Genomic DNA, 23,568 nt, shown 5'->3' with positions numbered 1-23,568 from the left:
CCTATAGCTTTACTATAAAATAAAAAGCCAAATCTTATTCTTTAAGACTTAGCTTTTTAGAAACCTACCATTTATTTTCTTTTTCTAAGAATCTATTTCTTCCACTCACCATTGGAAGTTACTAAGGCATTTTTAAAAATTAAATAAGTCAGTATGTTTATCTTTACTAAAATCATAATGCAAGTTTATAAAAGACTTCATCATCTGCTTCAAAACCAGTAATGACTTGCTTAAAACCAAAATATGAATATAAGTTTAAATTTGTCTTACTCTCAGGATGGAAGCTAATCCATATATCTTCATACTGTTCCTGATTTTTAATTTTTTTTATTAATTGACTTAAAGCTAATTTTCCATACCCATTCCCCTGATATCTTTCATCAATCATCAGACGCATAATCCACATAGTTCCATCATATGTGGGATCATCATCTTGTACTGTACCATACATAGAAAACCCTATCATATTATCATTTATATAAATCCCTAAGGCAGCCCAATGTGGATTAAACTTCCACTCTGCAATTGATTTAAGATTTGAATGTGGAAGATACTTTTCCTGTTCCCTAGAAATTTTCAATTCAATGCATTCTTCCCAATTTTCTATAGTAATTTCTTTAAAATTTATACTCATTCATTACCCCCATAGTTAAGTTCCATTTTTTACATTATAATTCATATTATAACATTTATAAAACAAAAGGTTTATTGCCCAATAAAGTTTTTGGTAAAAAGTTTAACAACATTTTAGAAGCTTTAAGTCTGCCATCTTCTAAAGTGGCAGTTGCTCAGTCTAGATAAGTTGTGTTGGTAGCAGTCTAAATCTGCTTCCAAAGTTCCTAATCAAAAATTAACTTGTTCATTGTTTGAAGATGACAAAAACCATGTAGTATTACCTACATGGCTTCATGTTTTAACTTATTACTTCTTTAGCTATTTCCTTTACTCTCTGTGAGCTTAATTCTGTAGTCTCACCTATGTATTCATAGCTCATTCCTTAAGGAAGTAACTTCCCTGTAATATTCACTTTTTGCTTTTCTGCTCCTCATTTTATCTGAACTTAGTGAAACCCTCGTTTTTGTATAACAGGTTTCACTAAAATTTTTTCTAATTTTATTTCTATGATGCTTATATTACTTTAAAATTTTTTTTGCTTCACTCATACGTTGAAGCGCTGTAAACAGCACTGCTGCGGAAAATATATTTGTTATTATGGTTAGATATGGAGTTAGTAAACTCATTAAAGAAAGCATTATAAACCCCTCTGTCCTTTCTGCTAAACCTGCTTGATAGTAAAAGGACTTCATGCCCTTCTGCTCTGAAAGAGCTCCTACAGTAAGGAAAATTGTCATTGAAAACAAAATGCAAATAGTTAAAATTAGTAGATAAATTCTAGCTTCAGGGAACTTTAGAGCTAAAGCTATCACTATAGCCATTTCAACAGCTCTGTCAAAGGTTATGTCCATAAGTGTTCCCCATGCTGAAGTGTTTTTACTTATTCTTGCCATTGCTCCGTCTACAGCATCTAAAAAACCTGAAACCCATAGGAGAATTACAGCTACAAGGTTTAAATGAAAATAAAGAAAAATCCCCGACAAAAGTCCTATAAAAAAAGCCATACCTGTAACTTGGTCGGGCTTTAAGCCAACCTTCAGCAATGCCCTTGCAGTTTTATCTATTATGGGGTTTGCATATTTTCTTCCATAAGTATCTAGCATTAAATCTTCTCCTCTCTAGTTTTATCTAAGTCTCCAATACCTTTCTTAAAGAACTTATTTTTAACTAGTACTGATGTAACTAAAAGTATTATAAGAAGTGCTATAGATATATAAAATCCAGGACTTCCTGCCTCTAAGGACTTGTCTCCTATATTTGAAAATACTACTACTCCAGGTATTATGCCTAATAAAGTAGCTAATAAAAAATCCTTATATCTGATTTCAGACAAGCCAGCACTGTAGCTTATTACATCAAAAGGCACCAATGGTATTAGCCTTAAAATAAGAACAACTAAAAATCCCTTTTCCTTAGCATGCTTACTTAATATTGAAATATCCTTTTTAACAAATCTTTTTATAACTTCCTGCCCTAGATATCTTGTTATAAAAAAAGCCAAACTGCCTCCGCAGAGGGCTCCTATTATGGTTAGCACAGTTCCTCTTAAAAGTCCAAAGGCCATGCCTCCTGCAATAGCAAGCACAGAGTCTGGGAAAAAGGTTAGGGGCACAAAGGTAAATAGTATTATGTAAACTATAGGGGCAAGTAGCCCAAGTGAATCTAAAAATAGTTTAATATCCTTAGAATTGTAGTTTTTAAATAGCTCAAATTTGTTTAAAAAATATACAACTAAAGCTATAGCTACTATAAGGCCCATATATTTAATCCCTTTAATATATGTGTTTTTCATAACTTCAGCCTCCTGTTATTTATTCAGCTTATTAATAAGCCTTACTCCATTATATCTGTTTATCCAACTTTTTAAAGTACCTTGACTGCTTTGATTAAAGTCCTTGCTTGCATACATTTCTTCATTGAATAACAAATCCAAAATATGAACAGCTTTTTTTCCTCCTCTTTTAAGAGACTGCACACATTCTTCACAATAGGTTACAAAATGCTCTGCTTTAGCTTGATCCGCTCTTTTTTTCATGTGTTTTAGTGCCAGATCGTTGTTGGTTACACCCAGCATACCTCCTGAGCCACAGCATAAGGTATTACTTCTTGAATACTTTAATTCCTCTATTTCTATACCAAGCATAGCTAATATTTCTCTTATAGAGGTATGAATTTTATCTTCGTCTCTTGTTGGACAAGGATCGTGAAGAGCAAACCTTATACCTAGTTCTCTAGTTCTATTGGTTATTCCTTCTGGAACACCCTCCCTTGCAATAACTTCCCATAAAGAGGTGACCTTAATATGAGGACTTTGTTTAACTATTATTTTATAGCAGTTTTGGCAGGCTGTTATAACTTCTTTAACCTTTCCAGCCTCAAAGTCAGCCTTCACCTTTGAATAATACTCCTGAAAGGTATTCTCATCTCCCATGAATTGAGTTGGCTTTCCACAGCATTTTAGCATTATTCCCGTGCCTGGAAGTTTTTCATTTAAGTAATTATAAACCTTGAGAACCAACTCTGGGCTATAGGCCGTTAAGCTACAGCCTGGAAAGAATACTGTTTCAGCAGTTGAGTCTTGTAAAGTTTTTATACCAGTGGTAAAAGCCTTTGAAAAACTATTCTTTTGATGGTATTTTACCGAAGTTCTCCCAAACTCCTTTGGCACTCCTTTATTTTCTACTACAGCTGATTTTCTAAGTTGAAAAAATAGTTCATTAAGATCAACCTTCTTAGGACAAACCTCAGTACAATAGCCGCATAAGGCACAAGAATAAGGTATTTCAACGCTTATTGCCTTGTTATCTACTGCATTCTTTAATAGCTCTTTTGGAGTATTGCAATAAGTAGGAAGCATGGGACAGTTCTTCATGCATAGCTTGCAGCCAGTACATTTACTCTCTTCAATTTTTATCTTTTCTTTAATTTCATTTGATAGTTTAAGCTCTTTCATCTGGTTCCTTCCTTTAACGAAAACTAAACCTCTATTTAGTTTAGTATACACCTACTGCTAAATAGAGGCCTCTTTAAATAATGAACAAGTTCATTTGTTCAACGACTTTGGAAGGAGGTCTGATTCCCACCAAAGCTTATTTTCTAGTCAAGAACTCCCACCTAAAGAGGTTAGGAGAATTATTCTTCCAAAATGTCGTTAAATTTCTTATATTTATTTTTCAAGAAGGTCTGCATGTGGCCATGCCTTTTGTCCTTTTTCAAGAATAAATAATCTCTCTTCTTTTATTCCTTTTGTCTTTAAATATTCATAAGTTCTTTCAGCTCCACCAGCTCCACCTGGACAAACTATAACTATAGGTGCATTGCCTTCAAGCTTTGGAAGTGCACCATCAAGCTTTTTCTTCTCTTCATCAGTCTTAACTGGATAAGCATAAGTTGGAATAACACCTTTTATATGATGCTCCTTATACTCATTTTCTACTTGAATATCTAAAAGAATCATATCTTTTTTCTTCTCAATGCTTTCCTTCACCTGATCAGCTGTGTAATATTTAAATTTCGCTTCAGTTGTTTGAGTTTGTTGAGTTCCTGAAGCCTGTTGAGTTCCTGCTGCTTGTGTTGCTCCTGTATCTTTCTTTGTTGAACAGCCTACAGCTAATCCTGCTACTAATACAGCTGTCATTACTAAGCTTATTATCTTTTTCATACTTATTTCCTCCTATTTTGGATATGTAAACAAAAATATCAAATTCCATAACTATATTACCATAGCTTGTCTATAATTCCTTATGGGAATTTATAATAAACAACCCCTTAACCATTGCTTTTATCAATAGTTCAATTGTGCTACATACAGGTAAAGTTATGATATAATAACTAAGGTTTGTATTCTCAATTACTTGTTTGGAGGTATTAAATTTGAAACGTCTATTAACATTTATTCTATCTTTAATTACTGCAATTTCTTTTATTGGATGTAGCGGAAAAACTTCTGAAGCCAATAAAGAAGTTGATCTTTCAAGCTGGGATGCTGTACTTAAAACTTCTAAAGGTACAACTGTTACCTTTTATGGCTGGGGTGGCAACGAGCTTACTAACAAATGGGTTGATGACTACCTTGCAAAAGCAGTTAAGGACAAATATGACATAACCCTTAAAAGAGTTCCTATGAATATTGATGATATCTTAAATAAACTTTTAGCAGAAAAACAAGCTGGTAGCAAGGAAGGTTCCATAGATATAGTTTGGATAAATGGAGAAAACTTTTATAACGCAAAAAAAGCTGATCTACTTTACGGACCTTTTTCTGATAACCTACCAAACTTTAAGGAAAAGGTAGATAAGTCCTCTCCTGAGGTTACTCATGATTTTGGATTTCCTGTAGAAGGCTATGAGGTACCTTTTGGAAAGGCACAGTTTGTTATGCTTAATAACTCTGATAAAACCTCAAAAGCCTTTAACAATACCAATGAACTTATGGATTTTGTAAAAACCAATCCTGGAAAGTTCACCTACCCTGCCCCTCCTGATTTTACAGGTAGTGCTTTTGTTAGAACTATAATCTGCAATCTGGTTGACACTAGCAAGCTTACAACTGTTAAAGCTGATAAAGAAGAAGTTCAAAAGGTTATTCAGCCTGCTTTAGACTACTTAAAGGAGTTAAAACCTTACTTATGGAATCAGGGTAAGAGCTATCCTTCAACGGTTGCTCAGTTAGACAGTATGTATGCTGACGGGCAAGTATTAACTACTATGACCTATAATCCTTATGGCACTACAAGCAGAATAGAAAATGGGGAACTTCCCTCTGGAACTAAAAGTCTGCTTTTAGATAAGGGAACTGTAGGCAATACTCACTTTCTTGCCATTGCAGGAAATTCTCAGAACAAAGCTGGAGCTATGGCAGTTATCAATGAAATACTAACCGCTGAAGCTCAAGCCTTAAAGTATAATCCTAAAAACTGGGGAGACCTTCCTGTAATTGCTTATGACAAGCTAAACACTGAGGAGAAAAAACTTTTTGACAATATTAAATTAGGTCAGGATTCCATACCTCAGAATATTATGCTGAAACAAAGAATTCCTGAGCTAAGAGCAGAACTTGTGCCAATAATAGAAAAACTATGGCTTGAGAATGTAGCAAAGGAAGATTAAATTGAAAGAAAAACTTAAACCTTATATGCTTTTGCTACCGACCCTTACCCTGATTTTGGCTATACTAATTCCAGGAATAACCAATGCTCTTTTTGAGAGCTTTGGTTATTCAAAAGCTTATGGAATGAAAGGAATAACCCTTACTTACTACAAAGAGGTGTTGTTTCATAGTGATTTTATGGGTTCTTTAAGATTTAGTCTTATAACTTCTCTAACTTCATCATTAATAGCCTTATTCTTAGGTACTACTCTTGCCTTCTGTGTCTATATGAGCAGTAGTAGAAAAGCCCTAGAAAAGTTTATTTTTAAACTCCCAATAATAGTGCCACACATTATTGCAGCATCAGCTGCCTTTAGTATTTTAGCTCAAAGCGGTATTTTAGCTAGGCTTCTTTTTAAACTGAGGTTTATAAATTCAATGGAACATATGCCTCTTTTTATTTTTGATAGGCAGGGCATAGGTATAATGTTAACTTACCTTTGGAAGGAAATTCCTTTCACAGCAATGGTTGTGTACACTGTATTAAAAGACATAAATCATAAACTTTATTTTGCTGCTAGAAACCTTGGGGCAAACAAAAGGCAAGTTTTTTTCCATATAATGCTCCCCCTTTGCCTGCCTTCCATGTTATCAGCCTTTATAATAATATTTGCCTTTTCTTTTGGAGCCTTTGAAGTGCCCTATCTCTTAGGACCTACTTTTCCAAGGGCTCTAGCAGTTAAAGCTTACATGGAATATACAGGAGCAGATCTATTCAGTAGACCTTATGCTATGGTTATAAACATAATACTTACCTGTATTTCAATTATTTTAATATATTTATATGATAAAATCCTTAAAATCTCTAACCATTCTCAAAGGGGTGGTGAAAATTAAAGCTTATTGCTCTCAACAAAGTAATACAGGAGGGTTGTATGAATAAAGTATTTAAGCATGCTGCAAATTGTTTTGCCTTAAGCTTTGCCTTTTTAAGCCTGTTTCCAATAACTGTGCTCCTTTTATGGAGTATTTCAGGCAAGTGGAATTGGCCAAGTATTTTACCTCAAAGCTTCAATCTTAGGGCCTACCAATATATATTAGGCAATGGTCAAAACCTGCTAAGAGTAATCCTCTTAAGCATAGGACTTTCTCTTTCAGTAACCTTTATTACGGTTTTACTCTCCATCCCTGCTGCAAAGGCCCTTGGAGTTTATAAGTTTAAAGGAAAGCGACTTATTGAAATCCTGATTTTGACTCCTCTTATAGTACCTTCAATAACTATTGTGACGGGTATTCATGTGTTTTTTATAAGATTAGGTTTAGCAGATACCTTGCTGGGAGTTATTATAATTCACATTTTTCCTTGCTTGCCCTATGGAGTGAGAATGCTTAAAAATGTATATGAGGCAATTGGAAATAGCTATGAAATTCAGGCTAGAGTCCTTGGCGCTTCAAAACTAAAAACTTTTTTAAATGTTACTCTACCTATTTTGATTCCTGCAATCCTTTCTGCCTCCAGCCTTATATTTGTGGTATCCTTTAGCCAGTACCTTCTTACCCTGATAATTGGTGGCGGAAAAATTATAACTTTAGCAGTTGTTATGTTTCCTTTCATACAAGAAGGAGACCATACTATGGCTGGAGCCCTGAGCATGGTTTTTATATCTGTTTCCTTTGTTTTTCTTCTTATATTTGAAAAGATGGTTAAACACTATTACAAACTAGAAGGACATTTATATATTTAAGGTGATTAAACTATGAAAAAAATTGAACTTATTAATATTTCTAAGAGCTTTAATGGACAAAAGGTACTTCGTAACATTAATCTTTCTGTTGAAGAAGGAGAATTTCTTTCTCTACTTGGTCCCTCTGGTTCCGGCAAAAGTACCTTTTTAAAAGTAATAGCTGGAATTCATACTATTGAAGCTGGTGATATACTTATTTATGGCAAATCCATTAAGAAAACTCCTATGGATAAGAGAGGTACGGTTATTGTTTTTCAAGAACCTCTACTTTTTCCTCATTTAAATCTTGAGGAAAATATCGGTTTCGGATTGAAAATGGCTGGAGTTAATAAAAAAGTAAGGGCTGAAAAGGTACAAGAAATAATTCAGCTTCTTAAGCTAGAGGGTTGTGAAAAAAAATATTCTGATCAGCTCTCAGGAGGACAAAAGCAGAGGGCTTCTATAGGAAGGGCTCTAGCTGTAAATCCTAAGGTACTTCTTTTAGATGAACCTTTCTCAAACCTTGATATAACTCTAAGACAGGAAATGCGTGAACTTATAAGAAACCTTCACCAAAGTCTTTGTATCACTACTATTTTAGTTACTCATGACAAGGAAGAAGCCTTTATGCTTTCTGATAAAATTGCACTGCTACTTCATGGAAGTATTGAACAGTGTGATACTCCTCAAAGAATTTATGAGCGGCCTAAAACTTTAGAAGCAGCTAATTTTCTTGGTGAAAAAAATTATATAGAAGGAACTATAGAAGATCAGGTATTTATCTGCTGTTTTGGAAGCTTTAATATTGGACATAATTATGAAGTTTTAGGTAAAGATACTGCTTCTCATAGAAGTGAAGTTACAGCCATGCTTCATATGGAATATATACATATTTCTAAAGAAAGGCTTTCCGATTCTATTGAAGGAATAATTTCTAGCTTAAGCTATGCCGGTGACAGAGTTTATTATTCTATAAGGTCTAAAAATATTGAACTAAAAGGGTTTACTTCAGGCACGAATTTTTACCCCATTAATTCTTTAGTACATCTAGTTTTAGATTTTAGCAAAGCAGTGCTCTATGCACGTTAACTTTTAAGACACTTCAACTAAAATTTGGAGGGATTATATTGAAACTAAAAAAATCTACTTTAATTAAATTGGGTTTTCTACTTCTAATTATATGCCTATATTTATTTATTCCACAGGTAAGGTCAACTGTAAAGCAGATGATAGTTTTATTTTCTATGCTTGATATAGGTACTATGAAGGAATATATTAAATCCTTTGGAGCATGGGCCCCAGTGGTATCACTTATACTTATGATGTTCCAATCCATCGCCGCCCCTCTTCCTGCCTTTATAATAACCTTTGCCAACGCTTGGTTATTTGGCTGGTTCTTTGGTGCAATATTATCTTGGAGTGGTGCTATGCTTGGTGCTATCCTCTGCTACTATATCTCAAAACTTTACGGAAGACCTACTGCTGAAAAGTTTGTAGGCACTAAGGCTCTTGATATTTCAGATAAATTTTTTGATAAATATGGTCCTTATGCAATTTTAATTGCAAGGCTTCTGCCTTTTATTTCCTTTGATGCAGTAAGTTATGCTGCTGGACTTACAACCATGAGCCTTTGGAACTTCTTATGGTCCACAGGACTGGGGCAACTTCCAGCAACCATTGTATATTCTGTTCTAGGTGAAAACATAGACAAGGCTTCCAAACTAGGTCTTTGGGTTGTATGTGGAGTGGCCGCCTTAATTGCCTTTGCCTTTGCGGTTAAAAAGTATATTGATGAAAAGCATAAAAATAAGGAAAGTGCCTAGAGAAAAATAAAGCCTTACTAAGCTAAGTTCAAATTAGTTTAGTAAGGCTAAAATTTTGGTTATATCTCTAAAGACTTTAAAGAGGGAAATTAATTTTATTCATTATCAATAACCCTAAGAGAGAACTCTTTAAAAAGATTGTGAAACAAGCCTTTTATTTGTGAATCCACTTGGAATTCCCTGCAAAACCTATGAAATATTAATTTTATATCCTCTTCAAAGTTATTGCTATAACTTAAATTCCTAATTCCTAATGAAATAAGCGCCTCTTTAATTTCATCTAAAAGTTCATAGGCACTGCGAGTTTTATTTGATAGATATTTTATAGTTCCTCTATGAAGTAATCTTAGCACCTTATACCATTCTGGTCTATTTGGCATATAGTTAGATTCTATCTGTTTTCTTATGATATTTTTATTGTCTATAATGAAGTTTTCATCATATCTTAAAAGAACTATACTGTTTTCCAAGTCTTTCTGAAAAATTGTTTCTCTTATTTCCAAATCTACCGAAGTGCTATCCTGATAAACTAAAATTAATATACCTTTAGGATTTTCAGTAAAGTTTGTCATTACAGGATTACCATAGAGTGAAATAATCTCATCAACTTTAGAACTATCCAGGTTACCTAAAATTATTAAGTCAATGTCTGAAAATTTTGTTGCTGTACCTTTTGCTAAAGACCCTTTTAAAATCAGTGAGAATTTATTATTTTTACAAAATTCATAGACAGATTCAATATAGTTTTTATAGTTAAATGATGGATAATTTATTTGCAAATTAAGCATATTATTCTCCCATTCTATTGCCAACTTTTAATTTATCACTTTATAAATTCAGACTGAAGAATTGCATATTGGTAAGTATCCTTCCATATAGGATTACCTTCTTCATCTTCAAAGAAATAAACATTTTGGAGCTGCATTGCCTCTCTTCTCATACCCACCCTTTCAAGTAACTTCCACGAATTAGGGTTCTTAGGATCACAATGTGCAATTATTCTTCTTACCCCTAGAGTGGTAAATGCATATTTCATTAGTTCAAGGACGCTTTCTGTAGCATAGCCTTTTCCCCAGTATTTATCATTAAAAACATAACCAATTTCCCAAGCTCCAAAGTCTCCTTCTGAAAAGTATAGATTTCCTATAAGCTTCCCATCTTTTAAGCATACAGCAAAAAATCTCTCGTCACTTTCGCGTCTTTTAGCTTCTTCATAAGCTTCCTCTTTCGTAAAAGGTTTATATGGCTCAAATTCTAGTACCTTTGGATTAGAAAAATATTCATATAAATCTTCCCCATGATTTTTAGAAAATCTGCGTATTATTAAACGCTCTGTATATAACTCTTTCATAATTAAAATCTCCCCCATAAATAATTCCCTATGCTAACGTTAAAACATGGATGTAAATTAATTGTTTTATATATAATATAACACTTTTGTTAAATACTATATACAATGATTCTATTCTCTTATCACTTATCGTTTGGTGTTTTCACTTATAAAAATGCCCTAACCAATATATCAATAGTTAGGGCTACATAATCATAGCCTGAAGTGTATTTCTCAGTGACTATGCTAACGTTGAACTACTAATATCATGGCATTAAATCAAAACTAGCTAATAGAAAAATAATTAACTTCTTAAAAAATTACTAATAAGTTCATTAACCCTGTCTGGATTATCTTGATTTGAGTTATGACCTGCATTACTAATAAAATGTAGAGTGCAGTTGCTATCACTTTTTTCCCAAGGCTCAGCAACCTTTTTTATATTGCCTGTTTTTTCATCTACCCCACAGAGCAACAGTACAGGATTTTTGAACTTATATTCTGGGTCATAATGAAGACAAGTTGTTGCCTCCATTATAACATCAATGAAGGTTTTTTTATCCATTCTATTAAAGCATTGTTTAACATATTCCCTTACCTCCTCTTTATTGGCACAGGCATTAGCACTTTGCTTTATTAGAACCTTCCAAGGGTAACAGTTAAATATAAACCTACTACTTTTTAATAAACATTTCTCCATAAATGTTAGTTTTCCAGTATTTTTTGTACAATCAATTAGTATTAATTTCTCTACAAGTTCGGGATAAATATAGTCTATCTCCTGGGCTAAATTTCCTCCAATAGATTGTCCAATAAGAATTGCTTTGTTTATATTATAAATTTCATATATTTTTTTACAATCGCTAATCATATCTTTAAAGGAAAACTTTGCTTCTGGATTTAATTTAGATAAACCGTGTCCACGATTATCCCATGCAATTATATTATAGGTGTCATCAAAAATCTTATATTGCTCTTCAAACATTTCATGATCAACACCAGCACCATGAAAAAATATAACCCATTTATCTTCTGTTCCTTTTCTATACCAATAATGAATTTCACAATTCAAATTATGAAATGTTAAATGCTCCATACTCTTGTCCATTTGATTATCTCCCTTCCGATAAATTTAAATAATCTTCTTTATAATAATGCTTCTTCAAGGATTCCATCATAACTTCAAACTCTCTAACCCCCTGAAGAATTTTTTCAGTATTTAAATCTTCTCTGCCTCTCATGACACCTTCAGCCACAGAAAGTACTAATTTAAGCAAAATTGCTATATCTCCAGGATTTTTAAATTTATTATAATCAACAACCTTCAAAAACTCCTCCTCTTCTGTACTCATTATTATTCTTTTCTTTTCATGTAATTTACTTTTTACACCTTCATTAGTTTCATAGTAGGCTCTCGTGATAAATTTATATAAATATGGATACTCAGCTATGATTTTCATTCTTCCTTGGATTTTTATATTAATTAAATCAAAAAAGTCATATGCTTTTTCTCCGATTAGTTGTACCTTGTATTCATTTATAAATTCTATGGCAGTATCGAATAAGAATAAATAATATTCCTCCTTATTTCTAAAGTAATAAAACAGCAAGGACTTAGATATTCCAGCTTCCATAGAAATTGAAAGCATAGAAGCTTTATTATAGGGGGATACCGCAAATACTTTGTATCCAGCATTAATTAAATTCTTTTGTTTGTCTATTGGCAACTGAAAATAAGATTGATTCATTATATCCTCCTTCATTGACCAAAACAGTCAGCAGCTTATATTTTTATTATAAATCCACTGACCGTTTTTTAGAAGACACTGCCAGCTTCTTAACTATCACTTCTAAACTAATCATTATTATATTTAAATCTTTTAAAATATTTATCCAAATTACTTCTTCCCTAATGAAAGTTTACAGGAAGCAGATCTTAAATTCTGAAAACCTTAAAAGCCACTAAGTATCTCACTCTTTTATACCTAACCATAAATACCCCTATGTTTTATTACCTTATATTATTCTGCTTAAAATAGTTGTATAAATTACTTTAACTTTTCCTATGGTGTATTAATATATAAACAAGTTCAAAGCCTCATGCATGTTTTCAGCATAGGAATTCACTTATCTTAGGAATACTTATATAGTTACAGCACATTGAGCTTAAAAGAATCCTTTTTTAATAGTGGCTATGTTTTAGAGGAAGCACTTCTTGGAATTTATAATTTGAATTGAAGTAAATTCTATATACCTAGATTTATTTTTTGCAGTAATACTTATAATAAACTATAATATCCTTAAGCTGATAGATTTTTACAAAGGAAGTGAATCTATGTCAAAGATAATTATTATAGAAGATACTGAAACCATAAGGGAAGAACTAAAAGTCTTTTTAACAAGATACGGCTATGAGGTTCTTGCTCCATCAAGTTTTGAAAACATTGTGGATTACATACTAAAAGAAGCTCCAGATTTATTGCTTTTAGATATAAATCTTCCTATATTTGATGGCTATCATATATGTAGAGAGATAAGAAAAACTTCAGATATGCCTATTATTGTGGTAACCAGCAGAGACAGTGAGATGGATGAACTTATGAGTATGAATTTAGGTGCTGATGATTTTATTACAAAACCTTATAACACTCAAATTCTTTTAGCAAGAATTGCTTCTATTTTAAGAAGAGCTCAAGGCTCCGCTCCTCAAGACACCATGTATTATTATGATTTAAAACTTAATTTATCAAATAGTTCAATTACTTACAAGGAAAGTACTGTGGAATTAACCAAAAATGAACTCAAAATACTTTCCTGTTTGATTAAAAATAAAGGTAAAATCGTGTCCAGAGATGAACTAATGGATTTTATGTGGAACTCAGATATTTTTGTGGATGATAATAACTTATCTGTTAATGTGACAAGATTAAGAAAGAAACTAGAGGAAGTTGGAATGAAGGAAACCGTAGAAACTAGGCGTGGACTTGGGTATATACTGCCATGAGTTTAAAAGATTATTTAAAAGACAGGTTTTTATTTCTTTTAATTAACTTTATATTATTCATTATCATAAGTGCCATAATGGTCCTTGTTAACTTTAGTGCTAATATAATTCTTCTTGTTTTTTCTATATGGTTTCTCCCCCTTTTTTCTTTTATTATTGCAGAATATGTTAAGTCGAAAAGATTCTATAATGAGATAACTAGCATTATGGATTCCCTAGATAAAAAGTATCTCCTATCTGAAATTATAGAAGAACCAGATTTTATTGAAGGCAAAGCTGTGTATGATGTGTTGAAGGAAGCTAACAAAAGTATGCATGAACATGTTAAAAAATATAGAGATATGCAAAGTGAATATAGGGAGTATATAGAAACCTGGGTTCATGAAATAAAGACTCCAATTTCCTCCACAAGGCTAATAATAGAAAACAATGAGGATAAGGTTACTAAGAGTATTAACTATGAAGTTAGGAAAATTGAGGATTATATTGAACAAGTGCTTTATTACTCAAGAAGTAATAATGTAAGCAAGGATTATATTATTAGAGAGCTGTCCTTAGCTACTGTAGTAAGAAATACTATTAAGAAGAATTCTAGGGATTTTATAAATAAAAGAATTTCAGTGGACATAGGAGCTGTGGAAGGCATTGTATTCAGTGATGGAAAATGGCTTGAGTTCATCTTAAATCAAATCATAGGAAATTCTATTAAATATAGTAGGGAAAAAGAAGGTAAGGTCCGAGTTTATACTGTTCAAAATGAAAACAATATAGTCCTTACTATAGAGGACAATGGTATAGGTATAATAAACAAGGATGTTAATAGAGTTTTTGAAAAGGGCTTTACTGGAGATAATGGAAGAAAGCTTGGTAAGTCTACTGGCATAGGGCTTTATCTATGCAAAAAGCTTTGTGATCAACTGGGTCTCGGTCTTAGCTTAACTTCAAAGCTTGGAGAAGGTACAAAGGTTAGTATTATCTTCCCCCTAGGGAAAGTTAATTTAATGAATTAATTGTGTTAATAATGGATTCATAGCTATTGTGAATTATGATAGCTATAAATCCATTATTTTTTCTTTTACGAAACTCACCCTATCTTTCAAATCTTTCAAAAATGTAACTTTAATGAAATATAAACTAATATGTATCCAAGTGAAGTCCTAGTAAAATAATAACCGTAGAGAAAATAAAAATTAAAGTTTGGAGGAACTTTTTATGAAAAAATTGTTAATACCTGTATTGATTATAGTTTTAATAATAGGTGGAGGGGGCGCAGCTTATAAGTATTTTAATGGCCCTAAAATTGTAGAAATTACAACGACTAAAAGTGTAGATGACAAAGGAAAGCCTACCGCACCTACTAATACTTTTACCTCTAAGGATACGGTTTATCTTTCTGCAAAGGGTAAAAAGCTGGCTATTAAAAAGGCAACGGTGGTATGGTACAAAGGTGAAGTATTAACACAGAATAGATTTAAAACAGAAGAAAATATAGAAATAACTAAAGGTGGATATTTTAATGCTAAGCTATCAGTTCCTGAAGGGCTTGAAGAAGGTGAGTATGGAGTTACAATCTATAATGCTGGCAATGATATCATCGAAAAGATGGTGAAATTTCAGGTGAAAAATTAAAGTATCAACAAGTTACTCAGATGAATAACCCCCTTTAGGGGAGAAGAATTATGGAGGAAAAGTAATGGAGAATATTTTAAGGGTTGAAAAAATTGAAAAATACTATGGTAATAAAGGCAACATAACAAAAGCCATAGATAATATAAGCTTTAATGTGGATAAGGGAGAATTTGTGGGAATAATGGGACCTTCGGGTAGTGGTAAGACCACTCTATTAAACTGCATTTCAACTATAGATACTGTTACAACAGGTAATATCATCATAAATAACAAGGATATTACCACACTTAAATCTAAGGCTTTAGAGGAATTCAGACGTGATGAGTTAGGCTTCATCTTTCAGGATTTTAATCTTCTTGATACTCTTACTGCCTATGAAAATATAGCTTTAGCCCTCACAATACAAAAGAGAACACCTAGTGAAATAGATAAACTTATTAAAAAAGTAGCAGAAAAGCTAGAAATTTTAGATGTTTTAACTAAATACCCTTTTCAAATGTCAGGGGGTCAGAAACAAAGAGTGGCTTCTGCTAGAGCTCTAGTTACTGAGCCTTCACTGATACTGGCTGATGAGCCTACTGGAGCTTTAGACTCTAAGTCCTCAAGACTTCTTTTGGACTCCTTTGAAAAGCTAAACAAGGATTTTCAAGCTACCATACTGATGGTTACTCACGATGCCTTTACCGCAAGCTATGCTCATAGAATTTTATTTATTAAGGATGGTAAGATTTTTAATGAACTACTTCGCGGGAATGATACTAGAAAGGAATTCTTTAATAAAATAATTGAAGTTGTGACTTTACTTGGAGGAGATGCTAGCGATGTTTTCTAAAATAGCAATGAACAATGTAAAAAGAAGCTTCAAGGATTATTCTATATATTTTCTTACTCTAACCTTTGCAGTATGTATATTTTATAGCTTTAATTCTATTGAAGCACAAAAATCTCTGCTGGATATAAGTAAGAGCACTGCAGAGTATATGATAACAATAAACAAACTTATGGCTGGAGCCTCCGTATTTGTATCCTTTATTCTAGGAGGACTTATAGTTTACGCCAACAATTTTCTTATAAAAAAACGTAAAAAAGAATTAGGTATCTACATGACTTTAGGTATGTCAAAGGGTAAAATTTCTAGAATTTTAATTTTTGAGACTTTTCTTATTGGCTTATTATCTCTAGTTGTTGGAATTCTACTTGGCATTATTGTGTCCCAAGGTTTATCTGTTGTTACAGCTAAGCTTTTAGCAGTAAATATGACTAACTATAAATTTATTATATCAATGAGTGCAATAGTTAAATCTGCACTATACTTTGGGATAATATTTATTCTAGTAATGATATTTAATCAAGTTATTATTTCTAAATATAAGCTTATAGATATGCTAAATGCAGCAAAGAAAAATGAAGTAATAAAGGTTACAAACCCTGTTGTTTCAGTAGTTATATTCCTTTTCTCACTGGCATCCCTTATAGCTGCTTACACTTTTGTGTTAAAGGTTGGATTAGAGCCTGAGGATCCTCTTTTTATTATTTCAATTGTTTTAGGGGTTGTGGGAACTCTATTATGCTTTTTTAGTCTCTCTAACTTTTTAATCCAAGTTATACAAAAGAATAAAAAACTATATCTTAAAAATTTAAATATCTTTGTATTAAGACAAATTAATAATAAAATAACTACTAACTTTTTATCCATGACCACCATATGTCTTATGCTGTTTTTAACTATCACACTTTTATTTACTATGTTTGGCTATAAGGGCATCTTTGACAAATCCTTAAAGGGAAATACTTCTTTTCACGCCTCTGGTGCTCTTTATCCTAGTAAAGATGATGAAAAAACAAAGGATGTTAAAAAGGCTCTTGATGAAATAAATTTTCAGCTTGATGCTACTGAAAAGTATTCCTTTTTTACTGAATACAAACTTCCTATTTATCTAAGTGAATTACTAAGTAAGTATTTAACTGAAAAAGAAATTAAGGAACTTAAGGATTCCTATTCCGATCACCCTATATCTGCTATAAAACTCTCTGAGTATAACTCAATAACTCAGCTTTTAGATAAGTCTCCTATAGACTTAAAAGAAAATGAAATTTTAGTTGTATCCAACTATGAGGATAACAATAAAATATTTAGTAAATTTATAAAGAATGAAAAATCTGTAGTGTTAGAGAATAAAACTTACACAATAAAAAATACCACTCCAATAAAAGAGAATATAGTTAGCAATAGAGCTAATTTGCAATTCCTTTATTTCATAATCCCAGATAACTTTCAGGGAGATTTGAAGGCAGAAGGCTCTAAATTTAATGTAATGTTTGATAACAGTAACTTTGAAAAATCGGAAGAGAAGTTTTCAAAGCTGTTTACTGATGTTTTAGATACTGGAACCTATAATGGGCAATCTATACTGTTATTCGGAAATACACTAGAACAACTACATTCCATGGTGTATGGTTCCTCAGCAATGGTTGTATTTCTAGGTATATATTTAGGAATAGTATTTTTGATATCCAGTGCTGCTGTGCTGGCATTACAGCAATTATCTGAGGCAAGTGATAGTCTAGATAGATATAACTCTCTTAGAAAAATAGGTGTTACTGAAAAAATGATAAATAAGTCAATATTAGTTCAGAACTTGATTTATTTTATGGTACCTTTAACTTTAGCCATTATACATTCAATAGTTGGCATAAGTGTAACTAATAAACTGTTTGGAGCCTATAACAAGAGCCTCCTTGGAAGTTCTTCTCTTATGATAGGTTTAGGTCTTATTGTAATATACGGTGGATACTTTTATGCAACTTATGTTGGCTTTAAAAATACAGTTAAAAACAAAATTTAATGCATCTTAGTGAAGCCGTGTTAATATTTAATTTGTACCTGAGTCCTCCCCGGGTTCCCTAAGAATTTATTGAGGCTGTGGCACTAAATAATTAGTGCACAGCCTTTTTTTCATAATACTGAACAAATTAAAACTCCATGATGGAATCCTATAGCTAAATAGAATTATGTAATTCTAAAAGCCCTAACCAAGATATATCCATGGTTAGGGCTAAACTTTTAAATTAATTACCTAGCTGTACAGTTGCTTTATACTGTATATTGATATTTTTTTAAATATTCTTCAACAAAAGTTTTATTTTTATGCCACCAATGCATTTCATAGGTTTCTACTCTCTTAAAGCCTAGTTTCTTTGCTAAGTTTTTAGAGTTTTCATTTCCATTATCACAATCCCATACAGGATCAATATTGTTGCTTACACAATACTTTATAAATTCAGCGCAGGTAGCTAGCGCAAAGCCTTGTTGTCTATATTCACTCTTTGTTACTATATCAATTTCTGCATAGCCTTGTCTTACATAATATGAGTTACATACACTAACAAAGTCACCATCTTTTAACATACAAAAGCCAACCCCATTGGAGAGGAAGTTATCCTCAGTTTCCCACAAGTCCATGTATGATGAATCTATTTCCTTTGCATATTTTTGGAACAAAACCCCATCCATTTTTCTTAGTTCAAATCCTGATGGTAGGCTTTCACTCCATTTTGAAATTACAGATAAGCTTTCATGATCCCAGCTAAATACTTGTCTACTCAATTTTGCTGCATTATCTCCAAGGATCTCATCTAATTTAACAACCCATTCCTTTGAGGAACTGTAGATGTCAAAATAATTACCATGGTTTTCTTTATGAAGTAAAAAAACCTTCAAAAATTCATTGAAACCAATATTGCTTGTACATCCTGCAACTAAATATTTTCCACTTTTACAAGTTAATAAACAACACTTTGGCTCCACTGGATTATCTACAAAAATTCGGCCAGGTTGTTTTCCTTCGGCCACTGAATATGCAAATGTATAGTGTACTTTTTCTACATTTAATAACTGCACAATGTTATTAAATTCATCCTTTTTCAATTCCCTCATAACAACTATCCCCTTTATTGAATATACAGGAACTTCTGTAAATATATTCATATAATTAATTTTAACAATAAAAAATACCCTTTACAATATATAAAGAGTATCTTTAACTTATTTTTCAATTTATAGCCTAATAAATTCACATAAATAGCTGCATCAATTCTAATATTTTTAATTAGGTTCACTTAAATCTAAGTTTAAATGTATATGCTTGTTTTTACTCCTTACGAAATATTTTCAAGCACTTATATAAAGCAGCTTATTAATACCATTAGGCATATTTCTATGGGTCACCACTTATTTTCAATATAATTTTCTTTTGGTCACTGATAATTCTTCTTATGCTTTTATCTGAAAGGTAATATTCCTCGCTAAGTTCTATAATCTTAGCGCCCTTTAGATATTTATCATATATTTCTATGTTTCTTCTTTTCAACGCTTCTCTTGAGCCACTTTCTTCGCCCCATCGCTTTTGTTCTTCTTCTCTTCTAGGTATATATAAATATTCTCCATCCACGTATTCTTGAATTACTTTAATTATATCTTTAGGTAGAATTTTATGTGCATTAATATATTTCATATCTTTACTCCTTCGAAAAACTTATTTTTTTCTTGAAGCAAAGACCAAAAAAACTGTTACAAAGCTATGTTTGCAACAGTTTCCCTTAATATACGAAGAAACAAATATATGAAAAGCCTTGTTCAAATAACATGATGCTGAAAATTTGCACACTAAATAAAGCCCTTTAATATACATGAAAAAAGAACTTACTGTACCATAAAATTCAACATCAGCTATTTTAATAAAGTCCCCTCCAAGCAAAGCATAGCCGATTTAGTTCTTATGGCCTTCGCAAGGAGTATATCTTAATCCAGATTCATTTTTATAAATCATAGTTATTTATACCTTTCAAAAATACTTATTCCCAATTATGTTTTAATATAATAATTACATTATACAAGGTTTTTCCCGCAATATCAATTTTATAATCAAAAATCTCCTTTTCTCAAAAGACTTTGGAAGCATATTTAATTTCAACAAAGTAGTGAATATCATACTAAAGTCTATTACTAAGGATCCTCTTACAAAATTGCTACATATTCACCTGTGTCGCCTTTTAACATACTTTATTTCTAATAAAACCCAGTCCCTAAAGACCTTATCCCCTTATATATTCTCTGTTCCTTTAAACCTCTATAAGATAAGTTCCATAAATATTTTGCTCTTAAACATTACAGAACCATTAATTAGATTGAAGGACTTCACTTAACTCTGATATGATTTTATTGTGGTTAGTCCTTGAAATTTCTCATTCATAAATTCTTATGAGTTTAAAAAAATTAAATAAATAAGTTATGGCCCAACAATAACCTTCTTGTTTAATAGTCTAGTAATTATTTAAGTTTCCTCATGTTCAAGTATGAATATTTTCATAGATGGACTTTATAATATATGACTGATTTTAACTAAAGTAAATGAAAACAGGCTGCACTAAGCAGGTACTATTGACTCAAATAACAAGTTGCTTTGGACAAGGCTAAGGTTTTGTTTGGAAATTTTTAAGAAAAGAGGTGTTGGCTTCTATGGAAGCTTTTATAAAAAAACATGAGTATAATTATATAAAAAAATGTTTAATCGACTTAAGTAATGCTTTTATAGGTTGTGTAGATATTAATATTATTGAAGCTACTAAAGGATATATACAAGATAAAATACTAAGTGTTTTTAGTGATTTATCAGTGGAAGAAAAAGAGTTCCTTAATATTAGTAGAATAACTAACCCCTATCACATTGATAAGTATTTAGATGAGTTAAATGAATATGTATATGGGATGCCAGTTATTACAAATGCCCAAATTGGCAGACTATTTAAGAAGGAAAAGAAATTTAAGCTACCAACCCAAGAGGAGCAAAACTTAAAAAATGTATATTTAGGTTGGATTGATGAATCCATTAGAAAATTATTTATAGCTTACAATATGGATGGTAAGCTTGTAGGTATGGCATGTAGAATTTCAAATCAAACCTCTAATAATGCTCATAGATGTATCCTTTGTAATCATGAAGGTGATGCAAGTGAAGTAGGTTTTGTTTCCCCTATATGTAAAACAGCTAATACCTCTGAAGGGGCTTACCGTTCCATAGGCTTTGATATTTGCTTAAATAGCAAGAAATGTAATGAGGAGCTTGTATCTATCGAGAACCTTGAGAAGCTTTTAAAAGATGTTAACAATATAAAATGATAACTTTAAGATAGATAAAGTGAATTTTTATCTTAGAACACCGTAATTAAGCCATAGATAAATGAGAAGTTATCTCCATTTATCTATGGCTTTGGTACTATTTATAAGGGTTATTCGTTATGAATCAGTATCCTTGCTTATTAAATGTTGATAAATCTTTCAATATCGCTTTCAATAAGACTTAAAGAACTTCTCCAAAAATCTAGTGAGTTAACATCTATACTCATTATATTTGCCAGGGTTGCAACAGTACTTCTACTTGTTTCACCTAGAAACTTATCATATTCATGAACAAACCCTTGCCCTCTTTTTATATACTCTGCATATAACCCTTTTGAAAACAATACTCCAAATGAATATGGAAAATTAAGAAATTCGTTATCAACCATGAAATATCCTGGCTTATTCATCCACATGTAAGGATGAATAGTTTCAATTTCAATACTATCGCCATAAGCTTTTCTCATACAATGAATCATTAATTCATTTAATTCCTCAAGAGACAATGGACCTGATTTCCTTCTCTTGAATAGCTCTCTTTCAAATAAATACCTTCCATAAAAATCTACAATATAGTATGCAGCATCAGAAATACTTCTTTCAAGAATAGTTAGAGTTTCACTGCCAGGCAATATTTTTGCTAGTTCATTATTTAATATTGTTTCGCAGAAAATTGAAGCTGTTTCTGCAATAGGAATTGGATAATCTGTATTTACCATGGTTTCTTCATAAAGTTTGGAGCTATGATATGCATGTCCAATCTCATGGGCTAATATGCTTACATCCACATAGTTTCCACTGAAATTAGTGCTTATCCTACTTTCTTTTATTGGAAAAATATCTACTGATAAGCCAAAATTACCCTTTCCTTTACTTGGCTCAGCATGAATCCACTTATCTTCAAAAGCCTTTTTTGAAAAACTACCAAGGTTTTCGCTAAAAGTGTTAAAGCTGGATACAATTAAATCCTTAGCTTCCATGTAAGTTACTTTTCTAGTGCTTTTAGAAACAGGTGCATATATTTCATAAAAAGGAAGTTTGGAGTCATATCCTAAGATTTCAGCTTTTTTTACGAAATACTTATGAAACACTGGCAAGGCATCTTTTATTGCCTTCATCATAGTGTTTAATGTTTCAATATCCATTCTTGAATTTATTAAAACCTTTTCTAAGGGTGAGTTGTACCCTTTTAATTCACAAATAGCTAAAGCTTCCCCACTAATTGCATTTATACATTTTGTACAAACTTGTGATAGCCCTTTACATAAATCAGCTTCTTTATAATAAGCTGCCTTCCTTAAATGTCCATCACTTTCATACTGCATATTTCTAAGTTCAGCTATTGTTAAAGCTTCCACCTTTCCATTAATAGTAATGCTCTCTTCAGTGGTAGCAATTAATTCCATATAAAGTCTTTCCCAAGCTTTAGATCCAGTATTTTTCATCCTAGAAATAATAGTTTCTTCTTTATCATTTAGCAGATACTTTGACTTTACCATAAGCTCCTTAAGGTAAAACTCATGTTCTGAAAGATATTCAGAAGCACTTGTTATTTCATTTAAATCTTCAATATCCTTAAGCCACCAGCTGAATTTTATAAATATATCAGTAAGTTCTGAGTTCATATTCTCTAAATAATCTAATGAATTCATTGCTTTCACGTTCTCACAGTCAGCATTGAAAACTAAGTATCCATAGGAATATAATCTCGAATATATCTTTTTATACTCATTGATAGTTTTTAAAAACTCTTCAATTTTTAAAACGCAGCTTTTATCCGTTGCCCAACTATGAATATCTAATCTTTTTATAGCGTGTATATATTCTTTAATTAATTCCATATGATTTTTAAAATCCTCAGAATCAAACGAAGTATAAATTTTATCTAAGTTCCACATTAAATCCATTAACTAACATCTCCTTATATAACTTTCAATTTAAACTTTTAATTGATTCTTTCTTACATATTTATAACACCCCTATTTTTTTTATATGAGACTTAATTAATGGATTAATTCTTGTTATTTGTTTAATTTTACCATATCATTCTGACTTACTCAAATTTTGTGTCAATTTAGGTGCTTTGATTACGCCTAAATGAATCTACTTTAATCTAATGTTTTTTGTTTATAATACTGTTTATGGTAGCTAGCATAAAGTATTTCTTATAAACCAT

23 protein-coding genes are annotated in these 23,568 nt (G+C 31.7%); 11 read left to right on the top strand and 12 right to left on the bottom strand.

Going from position 1 to position 23,568, the window contains the following annotated elements; all coding sequences use genetic code 11:
• Positions 1-172: 172 nt before the first annotated feature.
• From B3040_RS19360 to B3040_RS19340, 5 genes are all read right to left on the bottom strand, one after another.
• On the bottom strand, positions 173-634 hold the full coding sequence (locus B3040_RS19360; protein ID WP_291576884.1) for a GNAT family N-acetyltransferase: 462 nt from the start codon (positions 632-634) through the stop codon (positions 173-175).
• A gap of 499 nt (positions 635-1,133) precedes the next feature.
• Positions 1,134-1,718, bottom strand: a complete 585-nt coding sequence (locus tag B3040_RS19355) for a CDP-alcohol phosphatidyltransferase family protein (protein ID WP_291576883.1) — start codon at positions 1,716-1,718, stop codon at positions 1,134-1,136.
• Positions 1,718-2,407, bottom strand: a complete 690-nt coding sequence (locus tag B3040_RS19350; protein WP_291576881.1) for a TVP38/TMEM64 family protein — start codon at positions 2,405-2,407, stop codon at positions 1,718-1,720. Before B3040_RS19350 ends, B3040_RS19355 begins: the two co-directional genes overlap by 1 nt.
• A 15-nt stretch (positions 2,408-2,422) precedes the next feature.
• The gene (locus tag B3040_RS19345; RefSeq protein WP_291576879.1) at positions 2,423-3,568 is read right to left on the bottom strand and encodes a (Fe-S)-binding protein; all 1,146 of its coding nucleotides are present in this window, start codon (positions 3,566-3,568) and stop codon (positions 2,423-2,425) included.
• 213 nt (positions 3,569-3,781) lie between these two features.
• On the bottom strand, positions 3,782-4,276 hold the full coding sequence (locus B3040_RS19340; protein WP_291576877.1) for a rhodanese-like domain-containing protein: 495 nt from the start codon (positions 4,274-4,276) through the stop codon (positions 3,782-3,784).
• Between the two features lie 212 nt (positions 4,277-4,488).
• On the opposite strand from B3040_RS19340, the gene B3040_RS19335 reads away from it, so the two are divergent.
• From B3040_RS19335 to B3040_RS19315, 5 genes are read left to right on the top strand one after another with little or no spacing between them, the layout of a single operon-like run.
• Positions 4,489-5,724: an ABC transporter substrate-binding protein gene (locus tag B3040_RS19335; RefSeq protein ID WP_291576875.1), complete on the top strand. Its 1,236-nt coding sequence runs from the start codon at positions 4,489-4,491 to the stop codon at positions 5,722-5,724.
• Position 5,725: 1 nt separating this feature from the next.
• Entirely contained in the window at positions 5,726-6,601 is an 876-nt protein-coding gene (locus B3040_RS19330) for an ABC transporter permease (protein WP_291576874.1), read from the top strand.
• 38 nt (positions 6,602-6,639) lie between these two features.
• Positions 6,640-7,449 carry an ABC transporter permease gene (locus B3040_RS19325; RefSeq protein WP_291576872.1) on the top strand — a complete coding sequence of 270 codons (810 nt, stop codon included), beginning with the start codon at positions 6,640-6,642 and terminating at the stop codon, positions 7,447-7,449.
• 12 nt (positions 7,450-7,461) lie between these two features.
• Positions 7,462-8,517 carry an ABC transporter ATP-binding protein gene (locus tag B3040_RS19320; RefSeq protein ID WP_291576870.1) on the top strand — a complete coding sequence of 352 codons (1,056 nt, stop codon included), beginning with the start codon at positions 7,462-7,464 and terminating at the stop codon, positions 8,515-8,517.
• A gap of 35 nt (positions 8,518-8,552) precedes the next feature.
• The gene (locus B3040_RS19315) at positions 8,553-9,251 is read left to right on the top strand and encodes a TVP38/TMEM64 family protein (protein ID WP_414632553.1); all 699 of its coding nucleotides are present in this window, start codon (positions 8,553-8,555) and stop codon (positions 9,249-9,251) included.
• 95 nt (positions 9,252-9,346) lie between these two features.
• Here B3040_RS19315 and B3040_RS19310 read toward each other — a convergent pair whose 3' ends face one another.
• From B3040_RS19310 to B3040_RS19295, 4 genes are all read right to left on the bottom strand, one after another.
• Positions 9,347-10,039, bottom strand: coding sequence for a nucleotidyltransferase domain-containing protein (locus B3040_RS19310; RefSeq protein ID WP_291576868.1), 693 nt, complete (start codon positions 10,037-10,039; stop codon positions 9,347-9,349).
• Positions 10,040-10,074: 35 nt separating this feature from the next.
• Positions 10,075-10,602, bottom strand: a complete 528-nt coding sequence (locus B3040_RS19305) for a GNAT family N-acetyltransferase (protein WP_291576866.1) — start codon at positions 10,600-10,602, stop codon at positions 10,075-10,077.
• Between the two features lie 283 nt (positions 10,603-10,885).
• Positions 10,886-11,689, bottom strand: a complete 804-nt coding sequence (locus B3040_RS19300) for an alpha/beta fold hydrolase (protein ID WP_291576864.1) — start codon at positions 11,687-11,689, stop codon at positions 10,886-10,888.
• A 4-nt stretch (positions 11,690-11,693) separates the two neighbouring features.
• Positions 11,694-12,329, bottom strand: coding sequence for a TetR/AcrR family transcriptional regulator (locus tag B3040_RS19295; RefSeq protein ID WP_291576862.1), 636 nt, complete (start codon positions 12,327-12,329; stop codon positions 11,694-11,696).
• A 587-nt stretch (positions 12,330-12,916) separates the two neighbouring features.
• Between B3040_RS19295 and B3040_RS19290 the strand changes: the two genes are divergently transcribed.
• The 5 genes from B3040_RS19290 to B3040_RS19270 all read left to right on the top strand — a co-directional run bounded on the left by B3040_RS19290 (position 12,917) and on the right by B3040_RS19270 (position 18,060).
• Positions 12,917-13,585: a response regulator transcription factor gene (locus tag B3040_RS19290; protein ID WP_291576860.1), complete on the top strand. Its 669-nt coding sequence runs from the start codon at positions 12,917-12,919 to the stop codon at positions 13,583-13,585.
• Complete coding sequence (locus B3040_RS19285; protein ID WP_291576859.1) at positions 13,582-14,595, top strand: sensor histidine kinase; 1,014 nt, start codon at positions 13,582-13,584, stop codon at positions 14,593-14,595. The genes B3040_RS19290 and B3040_RS19285 overlap by 4 nt, the downstream gene beginning before the upstream one ends.
• Before the next feature lie 202 nt (positions 14,596-14,797).
• Complete coding sequence (locus tag B3040_RS19280; protein ID WP_291576857.1) at positions 14,798-15,214, top strand: hypothetical protein; 417 nt, start codon at positions 14,798-14,800, stop codon at positions 15,212-15,214.
• A gap of 64 nt (positions 15,215-15,278) precedes the next feature.
• Positions 15,279-16,046 carry an ABC transporter ATP-binding protein gene (locus B3040_RS19275; protein WP_291576854.1) on the top strand — a complete coding sequence of 256 codons (768 nt, stop codon included), beginning with the start codon at positions 15,279-15,281 and terminating at the stop codon, positions 16,044-16,046.
• Positions 16,036-18,060 carry an ABC transporter permease gene (locus B3040_RS19270; protein WP_291576852.1) on the top strand — a complete coding sequence of 675 codons (2,025 nt, stop codon included), beginning with the start codon at positions 16,036-16,038 and terminating at the stop codon, positions 18,058-18,060. The genes B3040_RS19275 and B3040_RS19270 overlap by 11 nt, the downstream gene beginning before the upstream one ends.
• Before the next feature lie 248 nt (positions 18,061-18,308).
• On the opposite strand, the gene B3040_RS19265 is transcribed toward B3040_RS19270, so the two are convergent.
• Together B3040_RS19265 and B3040_RS19260 are read right to left on the bottom strand one after the other, a co-directional pair.
• On the bottom strand, positions 18,309-19,151 hold the full coding sequence (locus B3040_RS19265) for a GNAT family N-acetyltransferase (protein ID WP_291576851.1): 843 nt from the start codon (positions 19,149-19,151) through the stop codon (positions 18,309-18,311).
• Positions 19,152-19,431: 280 nt separating this feature from the next.
• Positions 19,432-19,728 (bottom strand): CD3324 family protein, encoded by a 297-nt coding sequence (locus tag B3040_RS19260; protein ID WP_291576849.1) that lies wholly within the window; start codon positions 19,726-19,728, stop codon positions 19,432-19,434.
• A 1,004-nt stretch (positions 19,729-20,732) separates the two neighbouring features.
• On the opposite strand from B3040_RS19260, the gene B3040_RS19255 reads away from it, so the two are divergent.
• Positions 20,733-21,392 (top strand): FusB/FusC family EF-G-binding protein, encoded by a 660-nt coding sequence (locus B3040_RS19255; protein WP_291576847.1) that lies wholly within the window; start codon positions 20,733-20,735, stop codon positions 21,390-21,392.
• Positions 21,393-21,532: 140 nt separating this feature from the next.
• On the opposite strand, the gene B3040_RS19250 is transcribed toward B3040_RS19255, so the two are convergent.
• On the bottom strand, positions 21,533-23,299 hold the full coding sequence (locus B3040_RS19250; RefSeq protein ID WP_291576845.1) for a M3 family oligoendopeptidase: 1,767 nt from the start codon (positions 23,297-23,299) through the stop codon (positions 21,533-21,535).
• Positions 23,300-23,568 lie beyond the last annotated feature (269 nt).

The sequence above is a fragment of the Clostridium sp. UBA4548 genome (genome assembly GCF_002387895.1).
In the GTDB taxonomy this organism is placed as follows: domain Bacteria; phylum Bacillota; class Clostridia; order Clostridiales; family Clostridiaceae; genus Clostridium_J.
Note: the sequence above shows the minus strand (reverse complement) of the source record. Positions and strands in the feature narration are given on the sequence as shown.

What these genes read in the sequence shown, in the direction of transcription:
- B3040_RS19325 (WP_291576872.1), top strand. Translation starts at nt 6,640, where the DNA reads ATGAATAAAGTATTTAAGCATGCTGCAAATTGTTTTGCCTTAAGCTTT.
- B3040_RS19280 (WP_291576857.1), top strand. Translation starts at nt 14,798, where the DNA reads ATGAAAAAATTGTTAATACCTGTATTGATTATAGTTTTAATAATAGGT.
- B3040_RS19300 (WP_291576864.1), bottom strand. Translation starts at nt 11,689, where the DNA reads ATGGACAAGAGTATGGAGCATTTAACATTTCATAATTTGAATTGTGAA.
- B3040_RS19295 (WP_291576862.1), bottom strand. Translation starts at nt 12,329, where the DNA reads ATGAATCAATCTTATTTTCAGTTGCCAATAGACAAACAAAAGAATTTA.
- B3040_RS19350 (WP_291576881.1), bottom strand. Translation starts at nt 2,407, where the DNA reads ATGAAAAACACATATATTAAAGGGATTAAATATATGGGCCTTATAGTA.
- B3040_RS19340 (WP_291576877.1), bottom strand. Translation starts at nt 4,276, where the DNA reads ATGAAAAAGATAATAAGCTTAGTAATGACAGCTGTATTAGTAGCAGGA.
- B3040_RS19275 (WP_291576854.1), top strand. Translation starts at nt 15,279, where the DNA reads ATGGAGAATATTTTAAGGGTTGAAAAAATTGAAAAATACTATGGTAAT.
- B3040_RS19310 (WP_291576868.1), bottom strand. Translation starts at nt 10,039, where the DNA reads ATGCTTAATTTGCAAATAAATTATCCATCATTTAACTATAAAAACTAT.
- B3040_RS19250 (WP_291576845.1), bottom strand. Translation starts at nt 23,299, where the DNA reads ATGGATTTAATGTGGAACTTAGATAAAATTTATACTTCGTTTGATTCT.
- B3040_RS19305 (WP_291576866.1), bottom strand. Translation starts at nt 10,602, where the DNA reads ATGAAAGAGTTATATACAGAGCGTTTAATAATACGCAGATTTTCTAAA.
- B3040_RS19290 (WP_291576860.1), top strand. Translation starts at nt 12,917, where the DNA reads ATGTCAAAGATAATTATTATAGAAGATACTGAAACCATAAGGGAAGAA.
- B3040_RS19260 (WP_291576849.1), bottom strand. Translation starts at nt 19,728, where the DNA reads ATGAAATATATTAATGCACATAAAATTCTACCTAAAGATATAATTAAA.
- B3040_RS19285 (WP_291576859.1), top strand. Translation starts at nt 13,582, where the DNA reads ATGAGTTTAAAAGATTATTTAAAAGACAGGTTTTTATTTCTTTTAATT.
- B3040_RS19255 (WP_291576847.1), top strand. Translation starts at nt 20,733, where the DNA reads ATGGAAGCTTTTATAAAAAAACATGAGTATAATTATATAAAAAAATGT.
- B3040_RS19345 (WP_291576879.1), bottom strand. Translation starts at nt 3,568, where the DNA reads ATGAAAGAGCTTAAACTATCAAATGAAATTAAAGAAAAGATAAAAATT.
- B3040_RS19320 (WP_291576870.1), top strand. Translation starts at nt 7,462, where the DNA reads ATGAAAAAAATTGAACTTATTAATATTTCTAAGAGCTTTAATGGACAA.
- B3040_RS19270 (WP_291576852.1), top strand. Translation starts at nt 16,036, where the DNA reads ATGTTTTCTAAAATAGCAATGAACAATGTAAAAAGAAGCTTCAAGGAT.
- B3040_RS19265 (WP_291576851.1), bottom strand. Translation starts at nt 19,151, where the DNA reads ATGAGGGAATTGAAAAAGGATGAATTTAATAACATTGTGCAGTTATTA.
- B3040_RS19360 (WP_291576884.1), bottom strand. Translation starts at nt 634, where the DNA reads ATGAGTATAAATTTTAAAGAAATTACTATAGAAAATTGGGAAGAATGC.
- B3040_RS19355 (WP_291576883.1), bottom strand. Translation starts at nt 1,718, where the DNA reads ATGCTAGATACTTATGGAAGAAAATATGCAAACCCCATAATAGATAAA.